Here is a 23,209-nt window from a genome sequence, read left to right on the forward strand (position 1 = left end):
TCCGGGATCAGGCCCAGCTGCTGCAACGCCCACTTCACCGGAATGGGGTTGGGTTCCAAGAACAGGTTCTTGTGCAGCGGCTGCAGCCGGGCGTCGAGCGCCTCGGCACGCGCGCGATCGCCGGCCAGGGCGGCCGCGCACATCTCGTGCATCAGCCGCGGCGCCACGTTCGCCGTCACCGAGATATCGCCCTTGCAACCCATCAGGATCGACTCGCAGGCGGTGGCATCATCGCCGCTGTAGACATACATGCGCTCGCCGACGCGGTCCAGCAGCTCGCGGATACGCGGCAGCTCGCCCTTGGCCTCCTTCAGGCCGACGATGTTCGGTGTCCCGGCGAGGCGTTGCACGGTCTCCGGCAGCATGTCACAGCCGGTGCGGCCCGGCACGTTGTACAGGATTTGCGGGATGTCCACCGCCTCGGCCACCGCGCGATAGTGCCGGTAAAGCCCCTCCTGGGTCGGCTTGTTGTAGTACGGCGTCACCAGCAGGCAGGCCTGCGCGCCGGCAGCCTTGGCCGCGCGCGTCAGCTCGATCGCTTCGCGGGTGGCGTTGGCGCCGGTGCCGGCGATCACCGGCAGGCGGCCGGCGGCGAATTCCACCGTGCGCCGGATCACCTCGATGTGCTCGTCGAAATCCAGCGTCGCCGACTCGCCGGTGGTGCCCACCGACACGATGCCGTCGGTGCCCTCGCGCACATGGAAATCGACCAGCCGGCGCAGGCTGTCATAGTCGACACGGCCATCCCCCTGCATCGGGGTCACCAAGGCCACCAGGCTGCCGGCAAACATGCGTTTCTCCACGCGCGAAAGTCGCAAAGTATAACGCAAAGCCATGGCGCGACACAGAAAAATGCCTCACCAAACGGCCGCTGAACCCCTGCCCTGCACGCGCCGCGGATGCTACCATTGCGCTGTCCCGGCGCCGGCTCGCGGTGCCTGCTGTCCACCCCGATAACCCGAATCGATGCCCGAAAACAGCAATCTGCTCGCCCTCATCGCCCTCGGACCGGAGCGCGAGGGTCAAGTCACCGAACTGGTGCGCAGCATTCTCGAACGCGGCTGCGAAATCGTCGAATGCCGGCTGGCGCACATGGGCGCCTCCCTGGCCGCCAACCTGGTGGTCGCCGGCAACTGGAGCACGCTCGGGCGGCTGGAAACCGCGCTGCCGGCCATGGCCGAGCGGCTGTCGCTGAAACTCCAGATCCAGCGCTGCACCAACGCCGCACCACAGAACACCTTCCGTCCGTATGCGGTGGAAGTGGTGGCGCCGCAACGCACCGACCTGCTCAGCCACCTGCTGGCGTTCTTCGATGAGCAGGGTGTGCGCGTACGCGAGGTCGTGACCCAGAACTATGCCTCCGGCTACACCGGCGCGGACATGTGCAACGTGCACCTGGTGGTGCACGTCCCCGTGGACCAGCACCCCCAGGCCCTGCGCGATGCGTTCATGGACCTGTGCGACGAACTGAACGCCGACGGCCTGTTCGATCCCATCAAGTCCTGAAACGGCGAGGAGCGTCCATGGGCGTAAGCATCGGCAAGAAAATTCCGGATTTCAGCCTGCCGGCGACCGGCGGCAAGGACATCGCGCTGTCCGACTACGCCGGCCGCAAACTGGTGATCTACTTCTATCCCAAGGACAACACGCCCGGCTGTACCCAGGAAGGCCAGGACTTTCGCGACCTGTACCCGGCGTTCAAGAAGGCCGGCGCCGAAATCCTGGGCGTCTCGCGTGACAGCCTCAAGTCGCATGAAGCCTTCAAAGAGAAATACGGCTTCCCCTTCCCGCTGCTCTCCGATACTCAGGAACAGGTCTGCAAGCTGTTCGACGTGATCCGGGAGAAGAACATGTACGGACGCAAGGTCATGGGCGTGCAGCGCAGCACCTTCCTGATCGATGCCAAAGGCGTGCTGCGCCAGGAATGGCGCGGTGTCACGGTCAAGGGGCACGCGACCGAGGTGCTCGAAGCCGTCAAGGCGCTGTAAATGAGTCAACGAGTCTTCGTGCTCGACACCAACGTGTTGATGCACGACCCCAGCGCCCTGTTCCGCTTCCAGGAGCACGACATCTTCCTGCCCATGGTGGTGCTCGAGGAACTGGACGCCGCCAAGAAAGGGCTGTCGGAAGTCGCGCGCAACGTGCGCCAGGTCAGCCGCTTCCTCGACGAGCTGATGAGCAGCCGCACGCACGCCGAGATCGACGAAGGGATCCCGCTCGGCACGCTGCGCAGTCCGGAATCCGGGGTCAAGCTGCCGGCCACCGGCCGGCTGTTCTTCCAGACGCGCCCGTCCAACGTCCAGCTGCCGGACGTGCTGCCCGGCAGCAAGCCCGACAACAGCATCCTGGTCACCACGCTGGCCCTGAAATCGCAATTCCCGGACCGGCGCGTGACCCTGGTCTCCAAGGACATCAACCTGCGCATCAAAGCCGCCGTGGTCGGCATTCACGCAGAGGACTACTCCAGCGACAAGGTGCTGGACGACCTCGACCTGCTGTACCGCGGCTATGCGCCGCTGGCGACCGATTTCTGGGATGCGCATGCCAAGGGCATGGAATCCTGGCAAGACCATGGTCGCAGCTACTACCGCTTGCAGGGCATCAAGGGACATGACTGGCAGCCCAACCAGTTCCTGTATTTCGAGGGCGAGGACCCCGGGCTGGAACTGATGGTGCGCAGCATCGACGGGGACAGCGCGGTGCTCGAGGTGATCCGCGACTACCGTCAGGGCAAGGGCTCGGTCTGGGGCGTGCATGCCCGCAACCGCGAGCAGAATTTCGCGCTCAACCTGCTGCTGGACCCGGACATCGACCTGGTCACCCTGCTCGGCACCGCCGGCACCGGCAAGACCCTGCTGGCGCTGGCGGCCGGTTTGGCACAAAGCCTGGACGAGCAGCGCTACCGCGAAATCATCATGACCCGCATCACCGTGCCGGTGGGCGAGGACATCGGCTTTCTGCCCGGTACCGAGGAAGAAAAAATGACGCCCTGGATGGGTGCACTGATGGACAACCTCGAGGTACTGACCCAGACCCTGGATGGCGGCGACTGGGAGCGCGCCGCCACCAACGAGCTGCTGTCCAAACGCATCAAGATCCGCTCGCTGAATTTCATGCGCGGGCGTACCTTCCTGAATCGCTACCTCATCCTCGACGAGGCACAGAACCTCACGCCCAAGCAGATGAAGACCCTGATCACGCGCGCCGGCCCCGGCAGCAAGATCGTCTGCCTGGGCAACCTGAATCAGATCGACACCCCCTACCTCACCGAAACCACCTCCGGCCTGACCAACGTGGTGGACCGCTTCCGTGTCTGGCCGCATTCGGGCCATGTGACCCTGGCGCGCGGCGAGCGCTCGCGGCTGGCGGATTTCGCCTCCACCCGCCTGTGAGCGCGGCACCGCGAACGCACCCGGGCGCGCGCTGTCCAAACGCAGAGACTCCCCGCAGGATTCACTTCGTGACCCCCGTCTCCCGCACCCGCTCCCGCATCGCGCTGCTGCTCGCCGGCTGCCTGGTCGTGAGCACGACGGCCCGAGCCGCCATCGACCTGCCCAGCATGGGTGAGCCGGCCGACCAGGCCCTGTCACCACTGGAAGAATCCAAGCTCGGCGCGAGCGTGATGCGACAGCTGCGCCGCGGGGGTTATGTCCTGGACGATCCGCAGCTGGCCGAATATTTGATGGCGACCGGGCGACGGTTGGCCGCTCATAGCGGCGCCAATCCGTCCGGATTCGAGTTTTTCTTCATCCGCGACAATCGCATCAACGCCTTTGCCCTGCCCGGCGGCTACATCGGCATCAACGCCGGTCTATTGCTGACCACGCAGAACGAGAGCGAGCTGGCCGGCGTACTGGCGCACGAAATTGCGCACGTGACCCAGCGCCACATTGCGCGCCAGATCGAGGCCACCCAGGCGCTCAACCTCGCCACCATGGCGGCGCTGCTGGTGGCGCTGATCGCCAGCGGGGGCAGCGGCGATTTGGCGCAGGCCGCGCTGACGCTCGGCATCTCCGGTATCCAGCAGCGCCAGATCAATTTCACCCGCTCGCACGAACTGGAGGCCGACCGCGTCGGCATACGCATCCTCGCCAACGCAGGCTACGACCCCAACGGCATGGCCAGCTTCTTCCAGCGCATGGAGGAGCAGACCCGGCTGTACGGCGATGCGTTGCCGGAAATCCTGCGCACCCATCCGGTCAATATCACCCGCATCACCGAGGCCCGCAGTCGCGCCGCCGGCTATGCGCCGGTGTCCCCGGCGGACGAGCGCGAATACAGACTCATGCAGGCACGGCTGCGCGTGCTCAGCAGCGCCCAGGTCACCGACGCGCTGGTGTACTTCCAGGGGCGCACGCAGGAGGGGGGCGGCATCGAGGCCGACCGTTATGGCCTGGGGCTGGCGCTACTGCGCGCCGGCCGGCCGGAGGCCGCCCGCGAGCTCTTCGAAGCCCTGCTGAAAGAGCAGCCGGACCAGCCGCATTTCCGCCTGGAGCTGGCGCGGGCGCAACTGGCCGGCCAGTCCCCCCGGCAGGCACTCGAAACACTCGAGCAGGCCCACACGCGTTTCCCGCGCAGCCTGCCGATCGCCGCCACCTACGCCGAGGCCCTGCTGCGCTTCAATCGCCCGGCCGATGCCCGCCGCGTGATCCTGGCGGCAGACGGCGCGCTGGGTGGGAGCCTGCCCGATATGCACCGTCTGCTGGCGGTTTCAGCCCAGGACCTGGGCTGGAAGGCGGAGGCCCTGTTCCGTATGGCCGAATACCATCACCTGCAGGGCGATTACAACGCCGCCATGAACCAGCTCGAGGCGGCCTTGCGCCTGCCCGACATCAACCCGAACGACAAGGCGCGCGTCAGTGCGCAGCTGGAAACCTACCGGCGCGAAGCCCCGACCGAGGCCGCCAACCCGCGCTGAGCCGCTCAGCGCAACCCGCGCACGCTGTCCTGAATCATGTCCTTGAGCGGCGCCGGCCGGTATTCCAGTTCCGTCATCGCCTTGCGGCTCTTGCAGTAGGTATGCGCCGACAGCAGCTCGATCATGTCGCGGGTCACATACGGCTTGCGCCCCAGCAACGGGAATATCAGCTCCTGCGTACGAGCATAGCCGCGCAGCAACCCGGTGGGCAGCGGCTTCGATAAGGTGGCGCGCCCGAGGGCCTCGCCGATCAGCTTCAGCAAACCGACGTAGGTCAGGTCCACCCCGCCGAGCAGGTAATTGTGGCCGATGCGTCCCTGGCTGGCCGCCCGCACATGCGCCTGCGCTACGGCGCGTACATGGCAGAAGGACCCGCCGCCGGGCGGCGCGCCGACAATACGCCGCTGCTGGACCAGCTGCACGATGCGACCCCATGCGGTCCGGTCGCCGGTACCGAGCATGTTGGCGGGATTCAGGATCACCACCTGCAGGCCCTGGCGCAGGCCGCGGCGCACCTCGCGCTCGGCATGGGCCATCGATCGGACCAGATTGATGCGGCAGCGCGACGCACGTGATGGCGTGTCTTCGGTAATGGTGCCGCTGTGCAGCCCGTAGGCGACGATGCTCGAGGTGTGGATGAAGCGCCGCACCCGCTTATCGAGCGCTGCGCGCACCATATTGCGCGTGCCAAAGACGTTCAGCCGGGTCTGCTCTTCGGCATCGCCATGCCACAGACTGGTGTTGTAGGCCGCATGGAACACCGCGTCGGTCTGGGCTGGGATGACATCGCGCAGGTCCTTCCAGGCCCCGAGATCGGCGCCGACCCATTCAATGCCGGGCTGGTCTAGGCCTGTCACATCCGCACCCGGCCGATGCAGGGCGACGACGCGCCAGCCGGCACCCCGCAACTCGCCAAGCAGATGACGTCCCAGAAAACCCGTCGCACCGGTCACGAAGGCCACAGCCATGCCTGCCCTCCCTGCATCGGCTTACTATAAACCCGCGGCCACCGTGCCGCGTCAGACGATCTTCGGGACCACGTCCTTGAGCGGGGTCACGCTGTTCCACTGCCGGCAGCCCGGGCAGTGCCAATACAGCGTACGTGCATGGAAGCCGCAGTGGCTGCACTGGTAGCGCGGGCTGGCTTCGGTCACGCGTTTGAGGGCCGCCCGCAGTCCCTCCAGCGACGATTGCAGGGGCTCCGGCGCGCGGGGTGCCAGCTGCAGCAACTGGTCCAGCCCGATCCAGCTCGGCCGTGCCTGCAGTGCCTGTGCCAGATAGGCGAGCGCCTCCGCCCGGCGGCCCTCGCGTGCCAGCAGGCGGGCCATGGCGATGCGGGGTGCAGGCCCGTCGTAGCGTGCGGTGAGCTGGTCGAAAAACTCACGCAGTGCCTGTGACCGGCCCAGGCGTTCGTAACAGCGTGTCAGCGGCTCGATCACCTCGCCGGCAAACTCGACGTCCTGCTCGACCACGCGCCGGTATGATCGGGCAGCGGCCTCGAAATTACCCTGCTGTTCCTCGAGTTCGCCCTGCATGAGACTCGCGCGCACGCATTCGCGGTATTCTGCATAGGCCTCTTGCAGATACCGTCGCGCCTGAACGAAGTCGCGGCGTTTGCGCGCCTCATCGGCCAGTTCACACTGGTATTGGGCGATGACCGCACGCAGTGAATGGCCGCGCGCTGCCTCCAGCTGGCGTGTGACGGCAATCGCCTGCGCCCACTCATGCTGCTGCTCATAAATGCCCACCAGCCCGGCCAGCGCTTGCTCGCGGAAAGCCGGTTGCTGCGTCAGTTCCTGGAACAGGTCTTCGGCGCGGTCCAGCATGCCGGCACGCAGGTAATCGCGAGCCAGCTCATAGCGCGCCTGATTGCGATGCTGGTCGTCCAGACTGGGACGCGCCACCAGGTTCTGATGGATCCGTAACGCGCGATCGACCTCGCCCTGACGACGGAACAGGTTGCCGAGGGCGAGATGGATCTCCACCGTCTCATGATCCACTTCGAGCAGGCGTGTGAACACCTGGATGGCCTTGTCGGCATCCTCGTTCACCAGATGCCCGAGGCCGCGCAGGTAGTCGGCGTTGACCGCAGTCTCGCGACCGGAAGCGCCTGCACTGCGGCGCGCCAGATACCATCCCGTGGCTGCCGCCACCGGCAGCAGCAACAGGGTCAGCACACCGGCCTCAGGCATCTTGGATGGGCAGGTTGCGCAGGTTACGGATTTCCGTCTCGGCGGCTGCCAACTTCTTGCGCATGCGCTCCAGCTCCAGCCGCAGGGCCACCAGGCGTGGCAGGTAAATGAGCGCCCCGAGACCGAGTCCCAGCAGCAGGTTGACGATCAGGAGCGCCACCAGGGGCGGCTGGAACTGGTCGAACAGCAGGTCGATCGTGACCCTTTCGTGGTTGAGCAGGGCGAAGACCATGCCCAGCCCGAGTGCCAGCACAACGAGAGCGATACGGAACAGACGCAGCATGCGGACTCCGGTGCGTGAGCGGAAACCTCCACGGACGGCCTAGTTTGCCGCCTGGGTGCCGCCGAGAAAAGACCGGGAAGGTTGCGTCAGCCGGTGATGGCTTGCGTACTGCTGTTGACGCGCTCCCGCATCTCCTTGCCCGGCTTGAAGTGCGGTACACGCTTGGGCGGGATGTTGACCGGCTCACCGGTCTTGGGATTGCGTCCGACGCGTGGCGGCCGGTGATGCAGGGAAAAGCTGCCGAAACCGCGGATCTCGATGCGTTCATCCTGAGCCAATGACTGGCAGATGTGCTCGAGCAGCAGCTTGACCGCCAGCTCGACGTCCTTGTGCGACAGGTAGGTCTGCCGTTGCGCGAGGCGGTCGATGAGTTCGGACTTGGTCATCTCGGTACTCCCATGCCCCCGTGCAGGCCAACGGCTGTAATCGTTTGTTTCCGCTGCCTTTCCCCCACTCGGACACTAATACAAAAGCCCGGGCCGCGCAAGCGCGGTCCGGGCTTAACACGATGACTCGCTTGGGTTTTTAGCCCGGGACTACTTTTCGCCCGGCTTGATGTGCTCCTTGAGGATGTCGCCCAGGCTGGCGCGGCCGACCGGCTGGCTGCGGCTGTAGTCCTGGATCGCCTCTTCCTCGTCGCGGATCTCCTGCGCCTTGACCGACAGGCTCACGACGCGGTTCTTGCGATCGACGCCGATGAACAGTGCCTCCAGCTCCTCGCCTTCTTTGAGCACGGTACGGGCGTCTTCCACGCGCTCGCGCTTGAGGTCGGAGGCACGGATGTAACCCATCACGCCGTGCCCCAGATCCACCGAGGCGCCGCGTGCGTCCACTTCCTTGACGATACCCTTCACACGGCTGCCCTTGGGATTGGCGGCCATGAAGTTGGACAGCGGATCCTGCTCCAACTGCTTGATGCCCAGGCCGATGCGTTCGCGCTCCGGCTCGATGGTCAGCACCACGGCCTCGATCTCCTGGCCCTTCTGGTAGTTGCGGACCGCCTGTTCGCCCGGCTCGTTCCAGGACAGGTCGGACAGGTGCACGAGGCCGTCGATGTTGCCCGGCAGCCCGATGAAGATGCCGAAGTCGGTGATGGACTTGATCACACCCTTCACACGGTCGCCCTTGTGGTGGTTCTGCGCGAACTCCTCCCAGGGATTGGGCAGGCACTGTTTCATACCCAGCGAGATGCGGCGGCGCTCCTCGTCGATCTCGAGCACCATGACCTCGACTTCCTGGCCGACCTGCACCACTTTGGACGGTGCAACGTTCTTGTTGGTCCAGTCCATCTCGGACACGTGCACCAGACCCTCAACGCCTGGCTCGATCTCGACGAACGCGCCGTAGTCGGTGATGTTGGTGACCTTGCCGAACAGGCGTGTGTTCTCCGGATAACGGCGCGAGATGGCCACCCAGGGGTCGTCACCCAGCTGCTTGAGGCCCAGCGAGACGCGGGTGCGCTCGCGGTCGAACTTGAGCACCTTGACCTCGACCTCCTGGCCGACGTGCACGACCTCGGAGGGGTCCTTGACGCGCTTCCAGGACATGTCGGTGATGTGCAGCAGGCCGTCGATGCCGCCCAGGTCCACGAACGCGCCGTACTCGACCAGGTTCTTGACCACGCCGCGCAGCACCACGCCTTCCTGCAGCTTGTCCAGCAGCAGGCTGCGCTCGGCGCTGTACTCGGCTTCCAGCACCTCGCGGCGCGAGACCACGACGTTGTTGCGCTGGCGGTCGAGCTTGATGATCTTGAACTCGAGCGGCTTGCCCTCGAGGTAGGCGGTGTCGCGTACCGGGCGCACGTCCACCAGCGAGCCGGGCAGGAAGGCGCGCACGCTGCCGATGTCGACCGTAAAGCCGCCCTTGACCTTGCCGGTGATGATGCCGGTAACGATTTCCTTCTTCTCGAAGGCGCGCTCCAGTACGTCCCAGGTGCGGATACGCTCGGCCTTCTCCTTGGACAGGCGGGTCTCGCCGAAGCCGTCCTCGACGGTTTCCAACGCAACCTCGATCTCGTCGCCGACCCTGACGCCCGGTTCGCCGTTCTGGCTGGGGAATTCGGAGATGGGGATGACGCCCTCGGACTTCAGCCCGGCATCCACGATCACCACATCGGGCTTGACCTCCAGTACCCGCGCCTTGACGATGGCACCCGGCTGCATGGACTGGCCAGCCAGACTCTGCTCAAACAGTTCGGCGAAACTCTCGCTCATGGGATTTTGCATTCCAGAAAGTTGATGGCCTTGACGGCCTCTTTTCCACCGCCGGCATCCTGCTGCGCGTGGGCTGTCGAACAAAAAGCCCGGACTTCCCGTCCGGGCCACCTTGGATTCATGCGCCGAGGCCGCGCGCCCGGGCCAAGCGCAGCGCCTCGTCGAGCACCGCCTCGGGCGACAGGGCGGTGGTATCGAGCAACACTGCGTCGGCGGCGGGGATGAGCGGTGAATGCTGACGCTGCTGGTCGCGCGCGTCCCGCGCTGCTATCTCGCTGTAAATCTTGTCAATGTTAGCATCCAGGCCCAACCCCTTCAACTGCGCGACCCGACGCCGCGCCCGCTCGTCGGCGCTGGCGCTGACGAAGATCTTGAGCGGTGCATCGGGGAAAACCACTGTCCCCATGTCGCGGCCGTCAGCCACCAGCCCCGGCGGCTGACGGAAGGCCCGCTGCCGATCCAGCAGGGCTTCCCGGATTTCTGGCAAGGCTGCCCAGCGCGAGGCCGCATCGCCCGTGCCTTCGTCGCGAACCTGCTGGGTAACATCCTGATCTTCCAGGATTATTCTCTCGTCCCCGGTCGCCGTGCTGAGGAACTGTGCGCGCATGCCGCGGGCCAAGGCGGCGGCGGCACGACACTGTTCCGGCCGTGCCGGGTCCAGCCCGGCGCGCAGGGCGAGAATCGCGGTCAGGCGGTACAACGCGCCGCTGTCGAGCAGTTGCCAGCCGAGGCGTTGCGCCAGGCGGCGGCTCAGCGTGCCCTTGCCGGAGCCGCTCGGCCCGTCCACGCAGATCACGGGGGCCCGCGTCACGCCACTCGCAGCCCGAGCCCGGCCTGTGCCGCCAGCGCGGCAAAGCCGGGGAAGGAGGTGTTCACGTTGGCGCAGTCCTCGATCACGATCGGCGCGCCGGCCCGCAGTGCCGCCATGGCAAAGGACATGGCCACGCGATGGTCGCCATGCGAGTCGATGCGGCCGCCGCCCAGCGCGCCGCCCCGGATACGGATGCCGTCCGGCGTGGGCTCTGCTTCGATGCCCAAGCGACGCAGACCGGAGGCCATCACCGCGATGCGGTCGCTTTCCTTGACCCGCAGTTCCTCGGCGCCGGTCAGCACGGTCTCGCCCTCGGCACAGGCGGCCGCGACGAATATTGCGGGAAACTCATCGATCGCCAGCGGTACCAGCGCCTCGGGGATACGGATGCCGCGCAATTCCCCGCCGCGTATGCGCAGGTCGGCCACCGGCTCGCCGCCGGCCTCGCGCACGTCCAGCAGCGTGATCTCGGCACCCATCAGACGCAGGATATCGATCACGCCGGTGCGGGTCGGGTTCACACCGACGTGCTCGATCACCAGCTCGCTACCCGGCACGATGGCGGCGCCGACCATGAAGAACGCCGCCGAGGAGATGTCGCCGGGCACGGCCACGGGGCACCCCTGCAACCGACCGCCGCCACGCAGGCTGACACGGCCGCCGGCGCGTCGCAAGGTGTAACCAAACCCGGCCAGCATGCGCTCGGTATGGTCGCGGCTGGGTGCGGGCTCGGTCACGGCAGTCTCGCCCTCGGCATACAGACCGGCCAGCAACAGGCAGGACTTCACCTGGGCACTGGCCACTGGCATGACGTAGTCGATGCCGCGCAGGCGCTGGCCACCGTGGATGTACAACGGCGCGGTGCCCTGTGCGCTCGTCTCGATGCGCGCCCCCATCTGCGCCAGCGGTGCCGTCACGCGCCGCATCGGCCGACGGCGCAGCGAGTCGTCGCCGGTCAGCACCGTATCGAAGGCCTGGCCAGCGAGAATGCCAGCCATCAGCCGCATGGAGGTGCCGGAGTTCCCGAGATCGAGCGCACCGCCGGGCGGCTTGAGCCCGTGCAGGCCTGCGCCGCGGATGGCCAGGGTCGTTGCATCCTGCTGCTCGATGGCGACACCCATGGCGCGAAAGGCCAGCAGGGTGCGCAGGCAATCCTCGCCGTGGAGAAAACCGCTGACCTCGGTCGCCCCTTCCGCCAGCGCGCCCAGCATCACGGCACGGTGCGAGATGGACTTGTCGCCCGGCACGCGCAGGCGGCCGGCGAGGCGGCCGCCGGGCTCGACCGTGTAGACCGGGCTCATGCACTGGCCCGCGCGTTGGGGCCAGCAAGCTCGATCAGACGATCGCGAGCCTGCTTGGCACGCCGGAAGACGGCCAGGAGTGTCTCGCCGTCGCCGGCAGCAATCGCGGTACGCAGCTGCTGCAGGTCCTGCAGGTAGCCATCGAGGACGGCCGTCAGCGCCGCGCGGTTGGCGCAGGCGATGTCACGCCACATCTCCGGGCTGCTGGACGCGATGCGGGTGAAGTCGCGAAAGCCACCGGCCGCGTAAGCGAAAATCTCGGTGCGGTCGTCCATCGCCGCCAGATGATCGACCAGGGCATAGGCCAGCACATGCGGCAGGTGACTGGTGGCGGCCAGTACCTGGTCATGGTGCTCCGGGCTCATCTCGGTCACGCGGGCGCCGGCGGTCTCCCACATCGCCCGCACTTTCGCGACGGCTGCGGGATCGGTCTGCGCCAGCGGCGTCAGGATGACCCGGCGCTCGCGGAACAGCTCCGGAAACGAGGCCTCGACGCCTGTTTTCTCGGTGCCGGCGATCGGATGGGCGGGTACGAATCCCGGCGGCACGGCATCGAAAGCGGCGCGGGCCGCAGCCACGACACTGAGCTTGGTGCTGCCGACGTCGGTGAGGATGGCCTGCGGCGCCAGTGCCGGGCGGAGGGCTTCGAACAGGGCCTGCATCGCGCCGACCGGCGCTGCCAGCACCACGAGATCGGCCTGGCGTACCGCCTCGACCGGACTGAGGGTATGGCGGTCGATCACGCCCAGTGCCTGCGCGCGCTGCAGGTGCGCCGGGTCGCGCCCGCAGCCCACCACCTCGCCCACCACGCCGGCCTGGCGCAGGGCGCGCGCGAGCGAGCCGCCGATCAGGCCCACACCAATCACGGCCAGGCGCTCGATATGAAAACCCGCTTCGCTCATGCCCCTGTCCGCACCGGATTCGACCCGTAAAGGGCGCACATGATAAACCCATGCGCGTCACAGCGCCTGCCGCAACGCGGCGAGGAAACGCTGGTTTTCAACCGGCGTACCGACCGTGACGCGCAGGTGGTTCGGCATGGCGTAAGGCACCAGCGGGCGCACGATGACCCCCTGCCGCAGCAGCGCGTCATAGGCGGCCGTGGCCGGACGGCCGAGGTCGAATGTGAGGAAGTTGGCTTGCGACGGCAGGCAGCGCAGCCCCAGGGCCTGCAGCCCTGCCGCCAGCGCCTGTAACCCCTCACGGTTGTTGGCCACCGAACGCTGCACATGCGCGTCGTCGTCCAGTGCCGCCTCGGCGGCCGCCAGGGCCAGGCTGTTGCTGTTGAAGGGCTGGCGCGCACGGTTGAGCAGATCCGCGATCTCCGGGTGGGAGATCGAGTAACCGGCGCGCAAGGCGGCCAAGCCGTATACCTTGGAGAAGGTACGCGTGATGACCAGGTTGGGATGGCGCGCGAGCAAGGCCAGGCTGTCCGGGCGCAGGGCTGGCGTCATGTACTCGTAATAGGCCTCGTCCAGCACCACCACCACGTCGTCCGGCACGCTGCGCAGGAAACCGGCGATGGCTTCCGGCGCCAGCCAGGTTCCGGTGGGATTGTTGGGATTGGCGATGAACACCAGCCGTACGCTCGTATCCAGGCGTGCGCGGAAAGCGGCCAGGTCATGGCCCAGCGGCATGTCGTGTTCGGGGCCATGCGCCGGCGCAAGACGTGCCTCGGCACCCACGGCCTGGGTCACGATCGGGTAGACCGCGAAAGCGTATTCCGAGAACAAGGCCGACCGGCCGGGCGCCAGGAACACGCGCGCCAGCAGTTCCAGAATCTCGTTGGAACCATTGCCCAGGGTGATCTGGCCGGGGCCGACGCCCAGCTTCTCCGAGAGCGCGCGTTTGAGGCGGAAGCCGCTGCCGTCCGGGTAGAGCTGCAGTTCACCCAGCGCAGCCTCGGCGGCCGCCTTCGCCTTCGGGCTGGCGCCCAGCGGGTTCTCGTTCGAGGCCAGCTTGATGACGCCGGACAGCCCGAGCTCGCGCTGCAGTTCCTCGATGGGCTTGCCCGGCTGGTAAGGCGTCAGCCCGCGGATGCCGGGCAGCGCATGGGCGATGCAGGCCAGCGCCATGCCGCCTCAGATCACGGTACGCGGGTAGGAACCCAGCACCTTGAAGAACGGCACCTCGGCCTGGATGCGCTCGAGCACGGCCTGCACGCGGGCGTCATCCACGTGTCCTTCGATGTCCACGAAGAAGTTGTAGTCCCACTTGGCGCGGCGCGAGGGGCGCGACTCGATGCGCGTCAGGTTCACGCCGGCCTCGGCGAACGGGGTCAGCAGGTCGTGCAGCGCGCCCGGTCGGTTGTGCACCGACAGCAGCAGCGAGGTCATGTCGCTGCCGGTCGGGGGCACGCTCTGGCGGCCGATCACCAGGAAGCGCGTGGTGTTGTCCGGCTCGTCCTCGATGTTGGCGGCCAGTGTCGCCAGGCCGTACAGCTCGGCCGCCGCCTTGCCGGCGATCGCGGCGGCGTCCGGCTCGGCGGCCGCCAGCCGTGCGCCCTCGGCATTGCTGGCCACGGCCACGCGCACCACGTTCGGAAGTTTGCCATCCAGCCACTTGCGGCACTGCGCCAGCGACTGGGCATGCCCGTAAACGCGCCTGACGGCGCCCGGCGAGGACGCCTGCGACAGCAGGTGATGATGCACGGGCAGCGCCACCTCGCCGCAGACCTTCAGCGTGCTGCCGACGAACAGGTCCAGGGTGTGGCTGACTACGCCTTCGGTGGAGTTTTCCACCGGTACGACGCCGTAATCCGCGTTGCCAGCCTCGACCTCGCGGAAGATTTCGTCGATGGCGGTCAACGGACGTGCGGTCACGAAATGCCCGAAATGCTTGTAGACCGCAGCCTGGGTGTAGGTGCCCTCGGGACCGAGATAGGCCACGGTCAGCGGCGATTCCAACGACAGGCAGGCCGACATGATCTCGCGCATGAGCCGGCCGATGGTCTCGTTGGGTAGCGGCCCTTCGTTACGCTCGACCACCTTGCGCAGCACCTCGGCCTCGCGCGCCGGGCGGTAGTGGTCGCCGTTGCCGCCCAGTTTCTGCTTGATGCGGGCGATCTCCTGGGCGATGCGCGCGCGCTCGCTGATTCGCGACTGGATCTCGCGGTCCAGTTCGTCGATGCGGTCGCGGGCCGCCTTGAGTTCGCGCTCGCTCATGGCCGTCAGCCCGTCACACCTGCCGTACCGAGAGTACGCCCTTGATGTCGGCGATGCGCGTCAGCGCCTCGGCCGGCACCGCGGAATCCACGTCCACCAGGGTGTAGGCCAGCTCGCCGCGTGACTTGTTCAGCAGGTCGGCGATGTTCAGGTTGAAGCCGGCCAGCGTGGTCGAGATCTGTCCGACCATGTTGGGCACATTGGCGTTGACGATGGCCAGGCGCGTCACGCCCTCCACGCGCGGCATGACGGCCTCCGGGAAATTGACCGAGTTACGTACGTTGCCGTTCTCCAGGAAGTCGCGCACCTGCTCGGCGACCATGATGGCGCAGTTGTCCTCGGCCTCGCTGGTCGAGGCGCCGAGGTGCGGCAGCGCCACCACGCGCGGGTGGTTCTTGAGCGCGTTGGTCGGGAAATCGCAGACGTAGGCGTGCAGCTTGCCGGCTTCCAGCGCACCATGCACCGCAGCCTCGTCGATGATGCCTTCGCGCGAGAAGTTCAGCAGTACCATGCCCTTCTTCATGAGCTTGAGGCGGTCGGCGTTGATCATTCCGCGCGTGTGGTCGTTCAGCGGCACGTGCAGACTGACGAAGTCGGCGCGCGACAGTAGATCGTCCACCGACAGGGCCTGCTCCACGCCCGAGTGCAGGCGCCAGGCATTCTGTACGGTAATGCTGGGGTCGTAGCCGAGCACGCGCATACCGAGATCGAGTGCGGCGTTGGCCACCTTGACGCCGATGGCCCCCAAGCCGATCACGCCCAGGATCTTGCCCGGCAGCTCGAAGCCGACGAAGTTCTTCTTGCCGGACTCCACTTTCTTGTGCAGTTCCTCGTCGCTGCCCTCCAGCTTGCGGGCGAAATCCCAGGCAGGCATGAGGTTGCGCGCGGCGATCAGCATCCCCGCCACGACCAGCTCCTTGACCGCATTGGCATTGGCGCCCGGCGCGTTGAAGACCGGGATGCCGCGCTCGCTCATCCTGGCGACTGGAATGTTGTTGACCCCGGCGCCGGCGCGGCCGATGGCCTTGACCGTGGCCGGAATCTCCATCTTGTGCATGTCGGCCGAACGCACCAGAATCGCGTCCGGGTGCTGGATCTCGGAGGCAACCTCGTAGCGGTCGCGTGGCAGGCGCTCCAGCCCCACCACGGAGATGTTGTTCAGCGTCTGAATCTTGAACATTCGATTCATCCCTCTTGTCACCCCGGCGAAGGCCGGGGTCCAGTGTCTTTAACTTCAGTGACCTTGAGTCACTGGATTCCGGCTTCCGCCGGAATGACGGAAAATGATTAGCCGTAGCGCCTGGCAAAGTCCTGCATGAAGGCGATCAGCGCATCGATGCCGGCTTCGGGCATGGCATTGTAGATGCTGGCGCGCATGCCGCCGACCGAACGGTGCCCCTTCAGCTGGACCAGCCCGGCCTGCTTGCTCTCCTTGAGGAACGGTTCGTCGAGCCTGTCATCCTTGAGCACGAAAGGCACGTTCATCCACGAGCGCGCGTCGCGTTCGACCGGGTTGCGGTAGAAGCCGCCGGAGCCGTCGATGTAGTCGTATAGCTTCTGCGCCTTGCGCCGGTTGATCTCGGCCATGGCGGCGACGCCACCGCTGGCCTTGAGATGCTTGAACACCAGCCCGCAGATGTACCAGGCATAGCACGGCGGCGTGTTGAGCATCGAGTCGTTCTCGGCCTGCTTCGCGTAGTCCCAGACCTGCGGCGTGTGCGGCAGTGCCTGGCCGAGCAGGTCCTCGCGCACGATCACTACCGTGATGCCGGAGGGACCGATGTTTTTCTGCGCGCCGGCGTAGATCAGCCCGAACTTCGTCACGTCCACCGGCCGCGACAGGATGGTCGAGGACATGTCCGCGACCAGCGGCACACTGCCGGTCTCCGGCACCCAGTGGAACTCGACGCCGCTGATGGTCTCGTTCGGCGTGTAGTGCAGGTAGGCGGCATCCTTGGACAGCTTCCACTCGGACTGCGGCGGGATGCCCATGAACTTGCGCGACTCGCCGCTGGCCGCGATGCTCACCTGGCAGTATTTCTTCGCCTCAGCGGCGGCCTTCTTCGACCAGTCGCCGGTCACCACGTAGTCGGCCACGGCCTTGCCGCGCAGCAGGTTCATCGGCACGGCGGCGAACTGACCGGTGGCGCCGCCCTGCAGGAACAGCACCTTGTAGCTGGCGGGCACGTTCATCAGCTCGCGCAGGTCGCGCTCGGCCTCGGCAGCGATCTCGATGAATTCCTTGCCCCGGTGACTCATCTCCATCACCGACATGCCCGAGCCGCGCCAGTCGAGCATCTCGGCGGCGGCCTGGGTGAGAACCGACTCCGGCAGCGCCGCCGGCCCCGGGCTGAAGTTATAGACACGTGCCATCTGTGATTCCTTAAAAGACCAAGAAATTTAAGTCCGCCAATGAACGTAAAAATTTCTTCGAAAAAGAGAAAATCATCTTGTTCTTATTCGCATTGATTGGCGGACTTTCACTCTTCAGCTTCTCCGTTGGCCTCGGCCGCGATGCGGTCCACGCCGACCAGGCGCTCGTCCTCCTCGACGCGTTTGAGCATCACGCCCTGGGTGTTGCGGCCCATGACCGAGATCTCATTGACGCCGGTGCGCACCAGGCTGCCGCTGCTGGAGATCAGCATGATCTCGTCGCCGTTCTGCACTTGGATGGCTGCGACCAGCTTGCCGGTCTTATCGGTCAGATCCAGCGCGCGCACGCCCTGCCCGCCGCGCCCCTGTACCGGGTATTCGCCGATCTCGCAGCGCTTACCGTAGCCGCGCTCGCTGACGGTGAGGATGTGTCCGTCTCCGACGATCACCAGGTCGATGACCGAGGCATCGTCCGACAGCTGGATGCCGCGCACACCACAGGCCGTACGGCCCATGGGGCGCACATCGCGCTCCTTGAAGCGGATCACCTTGCCGGCGTCGGTGAACAACATGACGTCGCTGTCGCCATCGGTCAGTGCGACCCCCACCAGCTGGTCGTCCTGGCGCAGGTCGAGCGCAATGATGCCGCTGGCACGCGGGCGCGAGAATTCCTCCAGCGGCGTTTTCTTGACCGTGCCCAGACGCGTGGCCATGAACACATACCGGCCTTCGGAGAACTCCTTGATCGGCAGCACTGCGCTGATGCGCTCGCCCTGCTCCAGCGGCAGCAGGTTCACGATCGGCTTGCCGCGCGAACCGCGGCTGGCCTGCGGCAGCTGGTACACCTTGAGCCAGTAGACCTTGCCCAGGCTGGAGAAGCACAGCAGCGTGTCATGGGTGTGCGTGACCCACAGCTTCTCGATGAAATCCTCTTCCTTGGTGGTGGCGGCGGTCTTGCCACGCCCGCCGCGACGCTGCGCACGGTACTCGTCCAGCGGCTGCCACTTGGTATAGCCCTCGTGCGACAGCGTGACGACTACGTCCTGCGGGGTGATCAGATCCTCGAGCGCGAGGTCCTCGTGGGAGTCCAGGATCTCGGTGCGGCGGGCGTCGCCATACTGCTCCTTGAGCGCCAGCAGTTCTTCGCGGATCACCTGCATCAGGCGCGCGTCGGAACCCAGAATCTCCAGCAGGCGGCCGATCAGCGCCAGCAGTTCCTGGTACTCGGTGTGGATCTTGTCCTGCTCCAGCCCCGTCAGGCGATGCAGGCGCAGGTCCAGGATCGCCTGGGCCTGCTCCTCGGACAGATGGTAGCCGTCGGGCTTGAGCCCGTACTCCGGCGCCAGGTCCTGCGGGCGCGAGACCTCGGCGCCGGCGCGCTCCAGCATGGCGGTCACCGGGCCCGGCGCCCAGACGCGCGCCATCAGGCCTGTCTTGGCCTCGGCCGGGCCGGCGGAGGACTTGATCAGCGCGATCATCTCGTCGATGTTGGCCAGCGCCACCGACAGGCCTTCCAGCACGTGGGCGCGGGCACGGGCCTTCTTGAGGTCGAAGCGCGTGCGGCGTGTGACCACCTCGCGGCGGTGGCGGATGAAGGCCTCGAGCAGTTGTTTGAGGTTGAGCAGCTTCGGCTGGCCGTCATCCAGCGCGACCATGTTGATGCCGAACACGCTCTGCAGCGCGGTTTGCTGGTATAGGTTGTTGAGCACCACCTCGGCGTTCTCGCCGCGGCGCAGCTCGATGTATATGCGCATGCCGTCCTTGTCGGACTCGTCGCGCAGATCGGTGATGCCCTCGAGCTTCTTCTCGCGCACCAGCTCGGCCATGCGCTCGAGCAGGCGCGCCTTGTTCACCTGGTAAGGCAGCTCGGTGACGATGATGGCCTGCTTGTCCTGGCCGACGTCCTCGAAGTGCGTGCGGCCGCGCAGCACGATGCGGCCGCGCCCGGTGTGATAGGCCTCGAGAATGCCGCGGGCCCCGCTGATCAGGCCGGCAGTGGGGAAATCCGGCCCCGGAATATGCTGCATCAGGCCCGGAATGTCGATCTGCGGGTTGTCGATGAGCGCCACACAGGCGTTGACCACCTCTCCCAGGTTGTGCGTCGGGATGTTGGTGGCCATGCCCACCGCGATACCGGCGCTGCCGTTGATCAGCAGATTTGGCACCAACGCCGGCAGCACCGCCGGTTCCAGTTCGGATTCGTCATAGTTGGGGACGAAGTCGACCGTTTCTTTGTCGATGTCGGCCAGCAGCTCGTGCGCCAGCCTCGACATGCGCACCTCGGTGTAGCGCATGGCCGCCGGTGCATCGCCGTCCACCGAGCCGAAATTGCCCTGCCCGTCCACCAGCAGGTAGCGCATCGAAAACGGCTGCGCCATGCGCACCATGGTGTCGTACACCGCCGTGTCGCCGTGCGGGTGGTATTTGCCGATGACGTCGCCGACGATGCGCGCGGATTTCTTGTACGGTTTGTTCCAGTCGTTGCCCAGCTCGCGCATGGCGTACAGCACGCGCCGGTGCACGGGCTTCAGGCCGTCGCGCACGTCCGGCAGGGCGCGTCCCACGATCACGCTCATGGCGTAATCCAGATAGGACTGCCGCATCTCGTCTTCGAGATTGATCTGCAGGATTTCCTTGGCGACGTCGTCAGCCATTATTCGGCCCGTGGGCTTGGGGGCGATACCCCGCAAAACCCCCTGTTTTTGTAAGGTTTTGGAACACTGGACGGGGCGCAAAAATGCGCCCCGTTAAAGTGCAAAATCATACCACAGGGACACGGCTCGCCGTAGTCCCTGCACGCCTCGGAATCGGGGCTCAAACCGCCAGCTGGGGGATCAGTTTTTCGAGCAGTCGGCGCACACCGGCCATGCCCTGCTCGATGCAGTCGGCGATCTCGGCGTGGATGTCGCCGGAGCCCAACCCGGCCGCCCAGTTCACCACCACCGCGCAGCAGGCATAGTCCAGCCCGAGCTCGCGCGCCAGTCCGGCCTCGGGCATACCGGTCATGCCGACGATGTCGCAACCGTCGCGGGCCATGCGCCGGATCTCGGCGATGCTCTCCAGCCGCGGCCCCTGGGTGGCGCCATAAACGCCCTGCTCCACTGCGTCGAGCCCGAGCGCGCGCGCTGCGGCGATGAAACGCTCGCGCAATGCCGGACTATACGGATGGGTAAAATCCACGTGCTGCACATGCTCGGTGCTGCCATCCGCGAAGCTGTGCTCGCGACCCCAGGTGTAGTCGATGACCTGGTCGGGGAACACCAGCCGCGCTGGCCGCATATCGGGCGTGATACCGCCCACCGCGGCCACCGCCATCACGCGTTTCACGCCGATGCGGTGCAGTGCCCAGAGATTCGCGCGGTAATTGACCTTGTGCGGCGGGATGCGATGGTCCTCGCCGTGCCGGGCCAGGAAGGCCAGCCGGTGGCCGTGCAGCTCGCCGACGCTGACCGGCCCGGACGGCTCGCCGTACGGCGTCCGTATCGTGCGGCGCTCGGTGATCTGCAGACCCGGCAGCCGATCCAGGCCGGTGCCGCCGATCACGGCGAAGTGCAGCGTCACGGCTACAGGCCCTTGACGGCGTAAATGCCCGGCGCGAAGCGCAGGAAGTTGCGGTAGTCCATGCCGCCGCCGAACACATAGCGGTCCGGCACCGTCAGGCCGATGAAATCGGCCCGCGCCTCGGGATGGCGGCGCGCATGCCGCTTTTCGGCCAGCACGGCGGTATAGAGCGCAGCCACGCCCTGCGCACGCACCGCCTTCTGGATCGCGGCCAGCGTATGGCCCTCGTCGAGGATGTCGTCGATGATCAGAACCGTGCGCCCCTCCAGGCGGGTCGAGGGACTGACCTTCCAGACGATCGAGCTGCCACGCGTCTCGCCTTGGTAGCGTGTCGCGTGCAGGTAGTCCAGCTCATAAGGCCACTCGAGGCGACGCAGGATTTCCACCGTCGGCACCATGCCGCCGATCATCACGCACAGCACCAGCGGGTTGCTGCCGTTCAGCCGCGCCCCGATCTCCGACGCCAGCCGGTCGTAAGCGACAGACACCTCGGCGGCTGTAAACAGTCGGTCGGCCTCGCCCAGCACGGCCAGCGCATGGGCTGCGGGCGTTTCGGCGGTCTGCTCGTTCTTGGGCATAAGCTTCTTCAAGTCAATACGGTCAGACGGTCGCGGGCGTGGCGCCAGGCCTGCAGGGACTGGATTTCCGCCAGTTCGCGCCCGGGCTCGGCACGCAGGCGTTCCAGGCGCGCGGTCGCGGCGGCATCCGGTGCCGCGTCGAGCGCGTCCAGCAGCTCAAGCACGGCTGCGCGGTTGTTGCACACCGGCAGCATATCGCAGCCGGCGTCCAGCGCCAGCCCTGCGCGCTCGGGATAACCGCCCATCGCCGCGGCACCGCCCATGCTGAGATCGTCACAGAACACCGCACCCGTAAAGCCCAGCCGCCCGCGCAGCTCGTCCCGGATCCAGAACGACGACAGGCTGGCCGGCCGTGCGTCCACCTGCGAGAAGCGGATATGCGCCATCATGACCGAGGGCAGGCCCTGGCGGATCAACTCGCGGAACGGGACCATGTCCTCGCTGCGGATCTGCTCGAGCGGCCTGTCGTCCACCGGCAGCTGCTCGTGCGAATCCTCCACCACGCGCCCATGCCCGGGGAAATGCTTGCCGGTCGCGGCCATGCCGGCATCACGCAAGCCGTGCATGAAAGCCGAGCCCAGATCGGTCACTACGGCAGGGTCGGCATGAAAGGCGCGGTCGCCGATCACGGCGCTGACGCCAGCGGCCAGATCCAGTACCGGCGCAAAGCACAGGTCCACGCCGACCGCGCGCAGCTCCAGCCCGATCATCCAACCGCAGACATGGGCCATATTCCTGGCCCGTTCGGCATCGCGTTCGTACAAGCGTCCGAAGACGCGCGCCGGCGGCAGCACGGTGAAGCCCTGGTGGCGGAAGCGCTGCACGCGCCCGCCCTCGTAATCCACGGCCACCAGCAGCTGCGGCTCACGCAGCGCACGGATGGCCTGCACCAGCCCCCGCAGTTGTCCGGCATTCTCGAAGTTGCGCGTGAACAGGATCACGCCACCGACCTGCGGGTGGCGGAGGACCTCGCAGTCCTCGGGCGTGAGCGTCTTGCCCGCCACGTCCACCATCAGCGGGCCCAGGAAGCTGTGCGTCATGCGGTGCTCGGGGGATTACTCGATGATGTTGACCGGCGTACCCGGCCGCACGCGCTCGAACAGGTCCAGCACGTTGAGGTTGTGCATACGCACGCAGCCGTGCGAGCCCGGGATGCCCATTCTAACGTCGTCGGGCGAGCCGTGGATGTAGATGTAGCGCCGCATCGTGTCCACGTTGCCCAGGCGGTTGAAACCGGGCTCACAGCCGGACAGCCACAGGATGCGCGTGAGGATCCAGTCACGGTTGGGGTGTTTCTCGCGCAAGGCGGGCGTATAGACCTCGCCCGTCGGGCGCCGGCCGACGAAGACCGTATTGATCGGCATGTCGCGCCCGATCATGGCGCGGATGATGTGCCGGCCGCGCGGTGTGCAGCCGCTACCCAGCTGCTCGCCGGGGCCGTTGTAGGCGGTGGAGACGGGGTACTCGCGCTCGATCGCATCGCCGTCGTAGAGCCGGAGCGTCTGCGTGCCGAGATTGATGTCGATGCGCTTCATCCGGCCTCGAACAGGGCCATGGATTCCACATGGCTGGTGTGCGGAAACATATCCATGATACCGGCGGCGCGCAAACGGTAGCCGTGCCCGCGCACCAGCAGGCCGGCGTCGCGCGCCAGCGTGCCCGGATGGCAGGACACGTACAGGATGCGCCGCGGCCGGCGCGCGGCCACCGCGGGCAGCGCCTCGCGCGCGCCCGTGCGCGGCGGGTCCACCAGCACCGCATCGTAGTCCGCCGCCAGCCAGCTGGCATCGGCTGGCGGTGCCGTGAGGTCGGCCA

Annotated in this window: 22 protein-coding genes and 1 pseudogene; 4 read left to right on the plus strand and 19 right to left on the minus strand. The window is 66.6% G+C overall.

All coding sequences use genetic code 11. The annotated features are described in order from the left end of the window. The coding region (dapA, locus tag VNJ47_09220) for a 4-hydroxy-tetrahydrodipicolinate synthase (GenBank protein ID HXG29013.1) at positions 1–791 on the minus strand (791 nt) is incomplete at its 3' end. A gap of 175 nt (positions 792–966) precedes the next feature. Between dapA and VNJ47_09225 the strand changes: the two genes are divergently transcribed. From VNJ47_09225 to VNJ47_09240, 4 genes are all read left to right on the plus strand, one after another. After that, positions 967–1,506, plus strand: coding sequence for an ACT domain-containing protein (locus tag VNJ47_09225; GenBank protein HXG29014.1), 540 nt, complete (start codon positions 967–969; stop codon positions 1,504–1,506). Positions 1,507–1,523: 17 nt separating this feature from the next. Then, complete coding sequence (locus VNJ47_09230) at positions 1,524–1,988, plus strand: peroxiredoxin (GenBank protein ID HXG29015.1); 465 nt, start codon at positions 1,524–1,526, stop codon at positions 1,986–1,988. Beyond that, positions 1,989–3,392, plus strand: coding sequence for a PhoH family protein (locus VNJ47_09235; GenBank protein HXG29016.1), 1,404 nt, complete (start codon positions 1,989–1,991; stop codon positions 3,390–3,392). 68 nt (positions 3,393–3,460) lie between these two features. After that, positions 3,461–4,918 carry a M48 family metalloprotease gene (locus tag VNJ47_09240; protein ID HXG29017.1) on the plus strand — a complete coding sequence of 486 codons (1,458 nt, stop codon included), beginning with the start codon at positions 3,461–3,463 and terminating at the stop codon, positions 4,916–4,918. Positions 4,919–4,923: 5 nt separating this feature from the next. On the opposite strand, the gene VNJ47_09245 is transcribed toward VNJ47_09240, so the two are convergent. The 18 genes and pseudogenes from VNJ47_09245 to VNJ47_09330 form a co-directional block, all read right to left on the minus strand. Further along, positions 4,924–5,886 (minus strand): NAD-dependent epimerase/dehydratase family protein, encoded by a 963-nt coding sequence (locus tag VNJ47_09245; protein HXG29018.1) that lies wholly within the window; start codon positions 5,884–5,886, stop codon positions 4,924–4,926. Positions 5,887–5,937: 51 nt separating this feature from the next. After that, positions 5,938–7,095, minus strand: coding sequence for a lipopolysaccharide assembly protein LapB (gene lapB, locus VNJ47_09250; protein HXG29019.1), 1,158 nt, complete (start codon positions 7,093–7,095; stop codon positions 5,938–5,940). Between the two features lie 7 nt (positions 7,096–7,102). Continuing rightward, positions 7,103–7,393, minus strand: a complete 291-nt coding sequence (locus VNJ47_09255; protein ID HXG29020.1) for a lipopolysaccharide assembly protein LapA domain-containing protein — start codon at positions 7,391–7,393, stop codon at positions 7,103–7,105. 86 nt (positions 7,394–7,479) lie between these two features. Then, a pseudogene (locus VNJ47_09260) lies at positions 7,480–7,800 on the minus strand (integration host factor subunit beta). Positions 7,801–7,929: 129 nt separating this feature from the next. Continuing rightward, positions 7,930–9,606 (minus strand): 30S ribosomal protein S1, encoded by a 1,677-nt coding sequence (gene rpsA / locus VNJ47_09265; GenBank protein HXG29021.1) that lies wholly within the window; start codon positions 9,604–9,606, stop codon positions 7,930–7,932. A gap of 118 nt (positions 9,607–9,724) precedes the next feature. Further along, positions 9,725–10,417, minus strand: a complete 693-nt coding sequence (cmk, locus tag VNJ47_09270; GenBank protein ID HXG29022.1) for a (d)CMP kinase — start codon at positions 10,415–10,417, stop codon at positions 9,725–9,727. After that, the gene (gene aroA, locus VNJ47_09275; GenBank protein HXG29023.1) at positions 10,414–11,718 is read right to left on the minus strand and encodes a 3-phosphoshikimate 1-carboxyvinyltransferase; all 1,305 of its coding nucleotides are present in this window, start codon (positions 11,716–11,718) and stop codon (positions 10,414–10,416) included. Before aroA ends, cmk begins: the two co-directional genes overlap by 4 nt. Then, a complete protein-coding gene (locus VNJ47_09280) occupies positions 11,715–12,620 on the minus strand; it encodes a prephenate dehydrogenase/arogenate dehydrogenase family protein (GenBank protein HXG29024.1) in 906 nt (301 codons plus the stop codon). Before VNJ47_09280 ends, aroA begins: the two co-directional genes overlap by 4 nt. A 57-nt stretch (positions 12,621–12,677) precedes the next feature. Beyond that, positions 12,678–13,793, minus strand: a complete 1,116-nt coding sequence (gene hisC / locus VNJ47_09285; GenBank protein ID HXG29025.1) for a histidinol-phosphate transaminase — start codon at positions 13,791–13,793, stop codon at positions 12,678–12,680. A 6-nt stretch (positions 13,794–13,799) separates the two neighbouring features. Further along, positions 13,800–14,882, minus strand: a complete 1,083-nt coding sequence (pheA, locus tag VNJ47_09290; protein HXG29026.1) for a prephenate dehydratase — start codon at positions 14,880–14,882, stop codon at positions 13,800–13,802. A 13-nt stretch (positions 14,883–14,895) separates the two neighbouring features. Next, the gene (locus VNJ47_09295; protein HXG29027.1) at positions 14,896–16,062 is read right to left on the minus strand and encodes a phosphoglycerate dehydrogenase; all 1,167 of its coding nucleotides are present in this window, start codon (positions 16,060–16,062) and stop codon (positions 14,896–14,898) included. Between the two features lie 107 nt (positions 16,063–16,169). Beyond that, positions 16,170–17,255, minus strand: a complete 1,086-nt coding sequence (serC, locus tag VNJ47_09300) for a 3-phosphoserine/phosphohydroxythreonine transaminase (protein ID HXG29028.1) — start codon at positions 17,253–17,255, stop codon at positions 16,170–16,172. Positions 17,256–17,362: 107 nt separating this feature from the next. Continuing rightward, a complete protein-coding gene (gyrA, locus tag VNJ47_09305; GenBank protein HXG29029.1) occupies positions 17,363–19,909 on the minus strand; it encodes a DNA gyrase subunit A in 2,547 nt (848 codons plus the stop codon). Positions 19,910–20,069: 160 nt separating this feature from the next. Continuing rightward, positions 20,070–20,816, minus strand: a complete 747-nt coding sequence (locus VNJ47_09310) for an S-methyl-5'-thioinosine phosphorylase (GenBank protein ID HXG29030.1) — start codon at positions 20,814–20,816, stop codon at positions 20,070–20,072. A gap of 2 nt (positions 20,817–20,818) precedes the next feature. Further along, positions 20,819–21,394 (minus strand): hypoxanthine-guanine phosphoribosyltransferase, encoded by a 576-nt coding sequence (locus VNJ47_09315; protein ID HXG29031.1) that lies wholly within the window; start codon positions 21,392–21,394, stop codon positions 20,819–20,821. 8 nt (positions 21,395–21,402) lie between these two features. After that, positions 21,403–22,434: a beta-N-acetylhexosaminidase gene (gene nagZ, locus VNJ47_09320; GenBank protein HXG29032.1), complete on the minus strand. Its 1,032-nt coding sequence runs from the start codon at positions 22,432–22,434 to the stop codon at positions 21,403–21,405. 15 nt (positions 22,435–22,449) lie between these two features. Further along, positions 22,450–22,929 (minus strand): L,D-transpeptidase, encoded by a 480-nt coding sequence (locus tag VNJ47_09325; protein HXG29033.1) that lies wholly within the window; start codon positions 22,927–22,929, stop codon positions 22,450–22,452. Beyond that, a partial coding sequence (locus VNJ47_09330; protein HXG29034.1) for a 23S rRNA (uracil(1939)-C(5))-methyltransferase occupies positions 22,926–23,209 on the minus strand: 284 nt, incomplete at its 5' end. The genes VNJ47_09330 and VNJ47_09325, both read right to left, overlap by 4 nt.

This window comes from Nevskiales bacterium, assembly GCA_035574475.1.
Classification (GTDB): domain Bacteria; phylum Pseudomonadota; class Gammaproteobacteria; order Nevskiales; family DATLYR01; genus DATLYR01.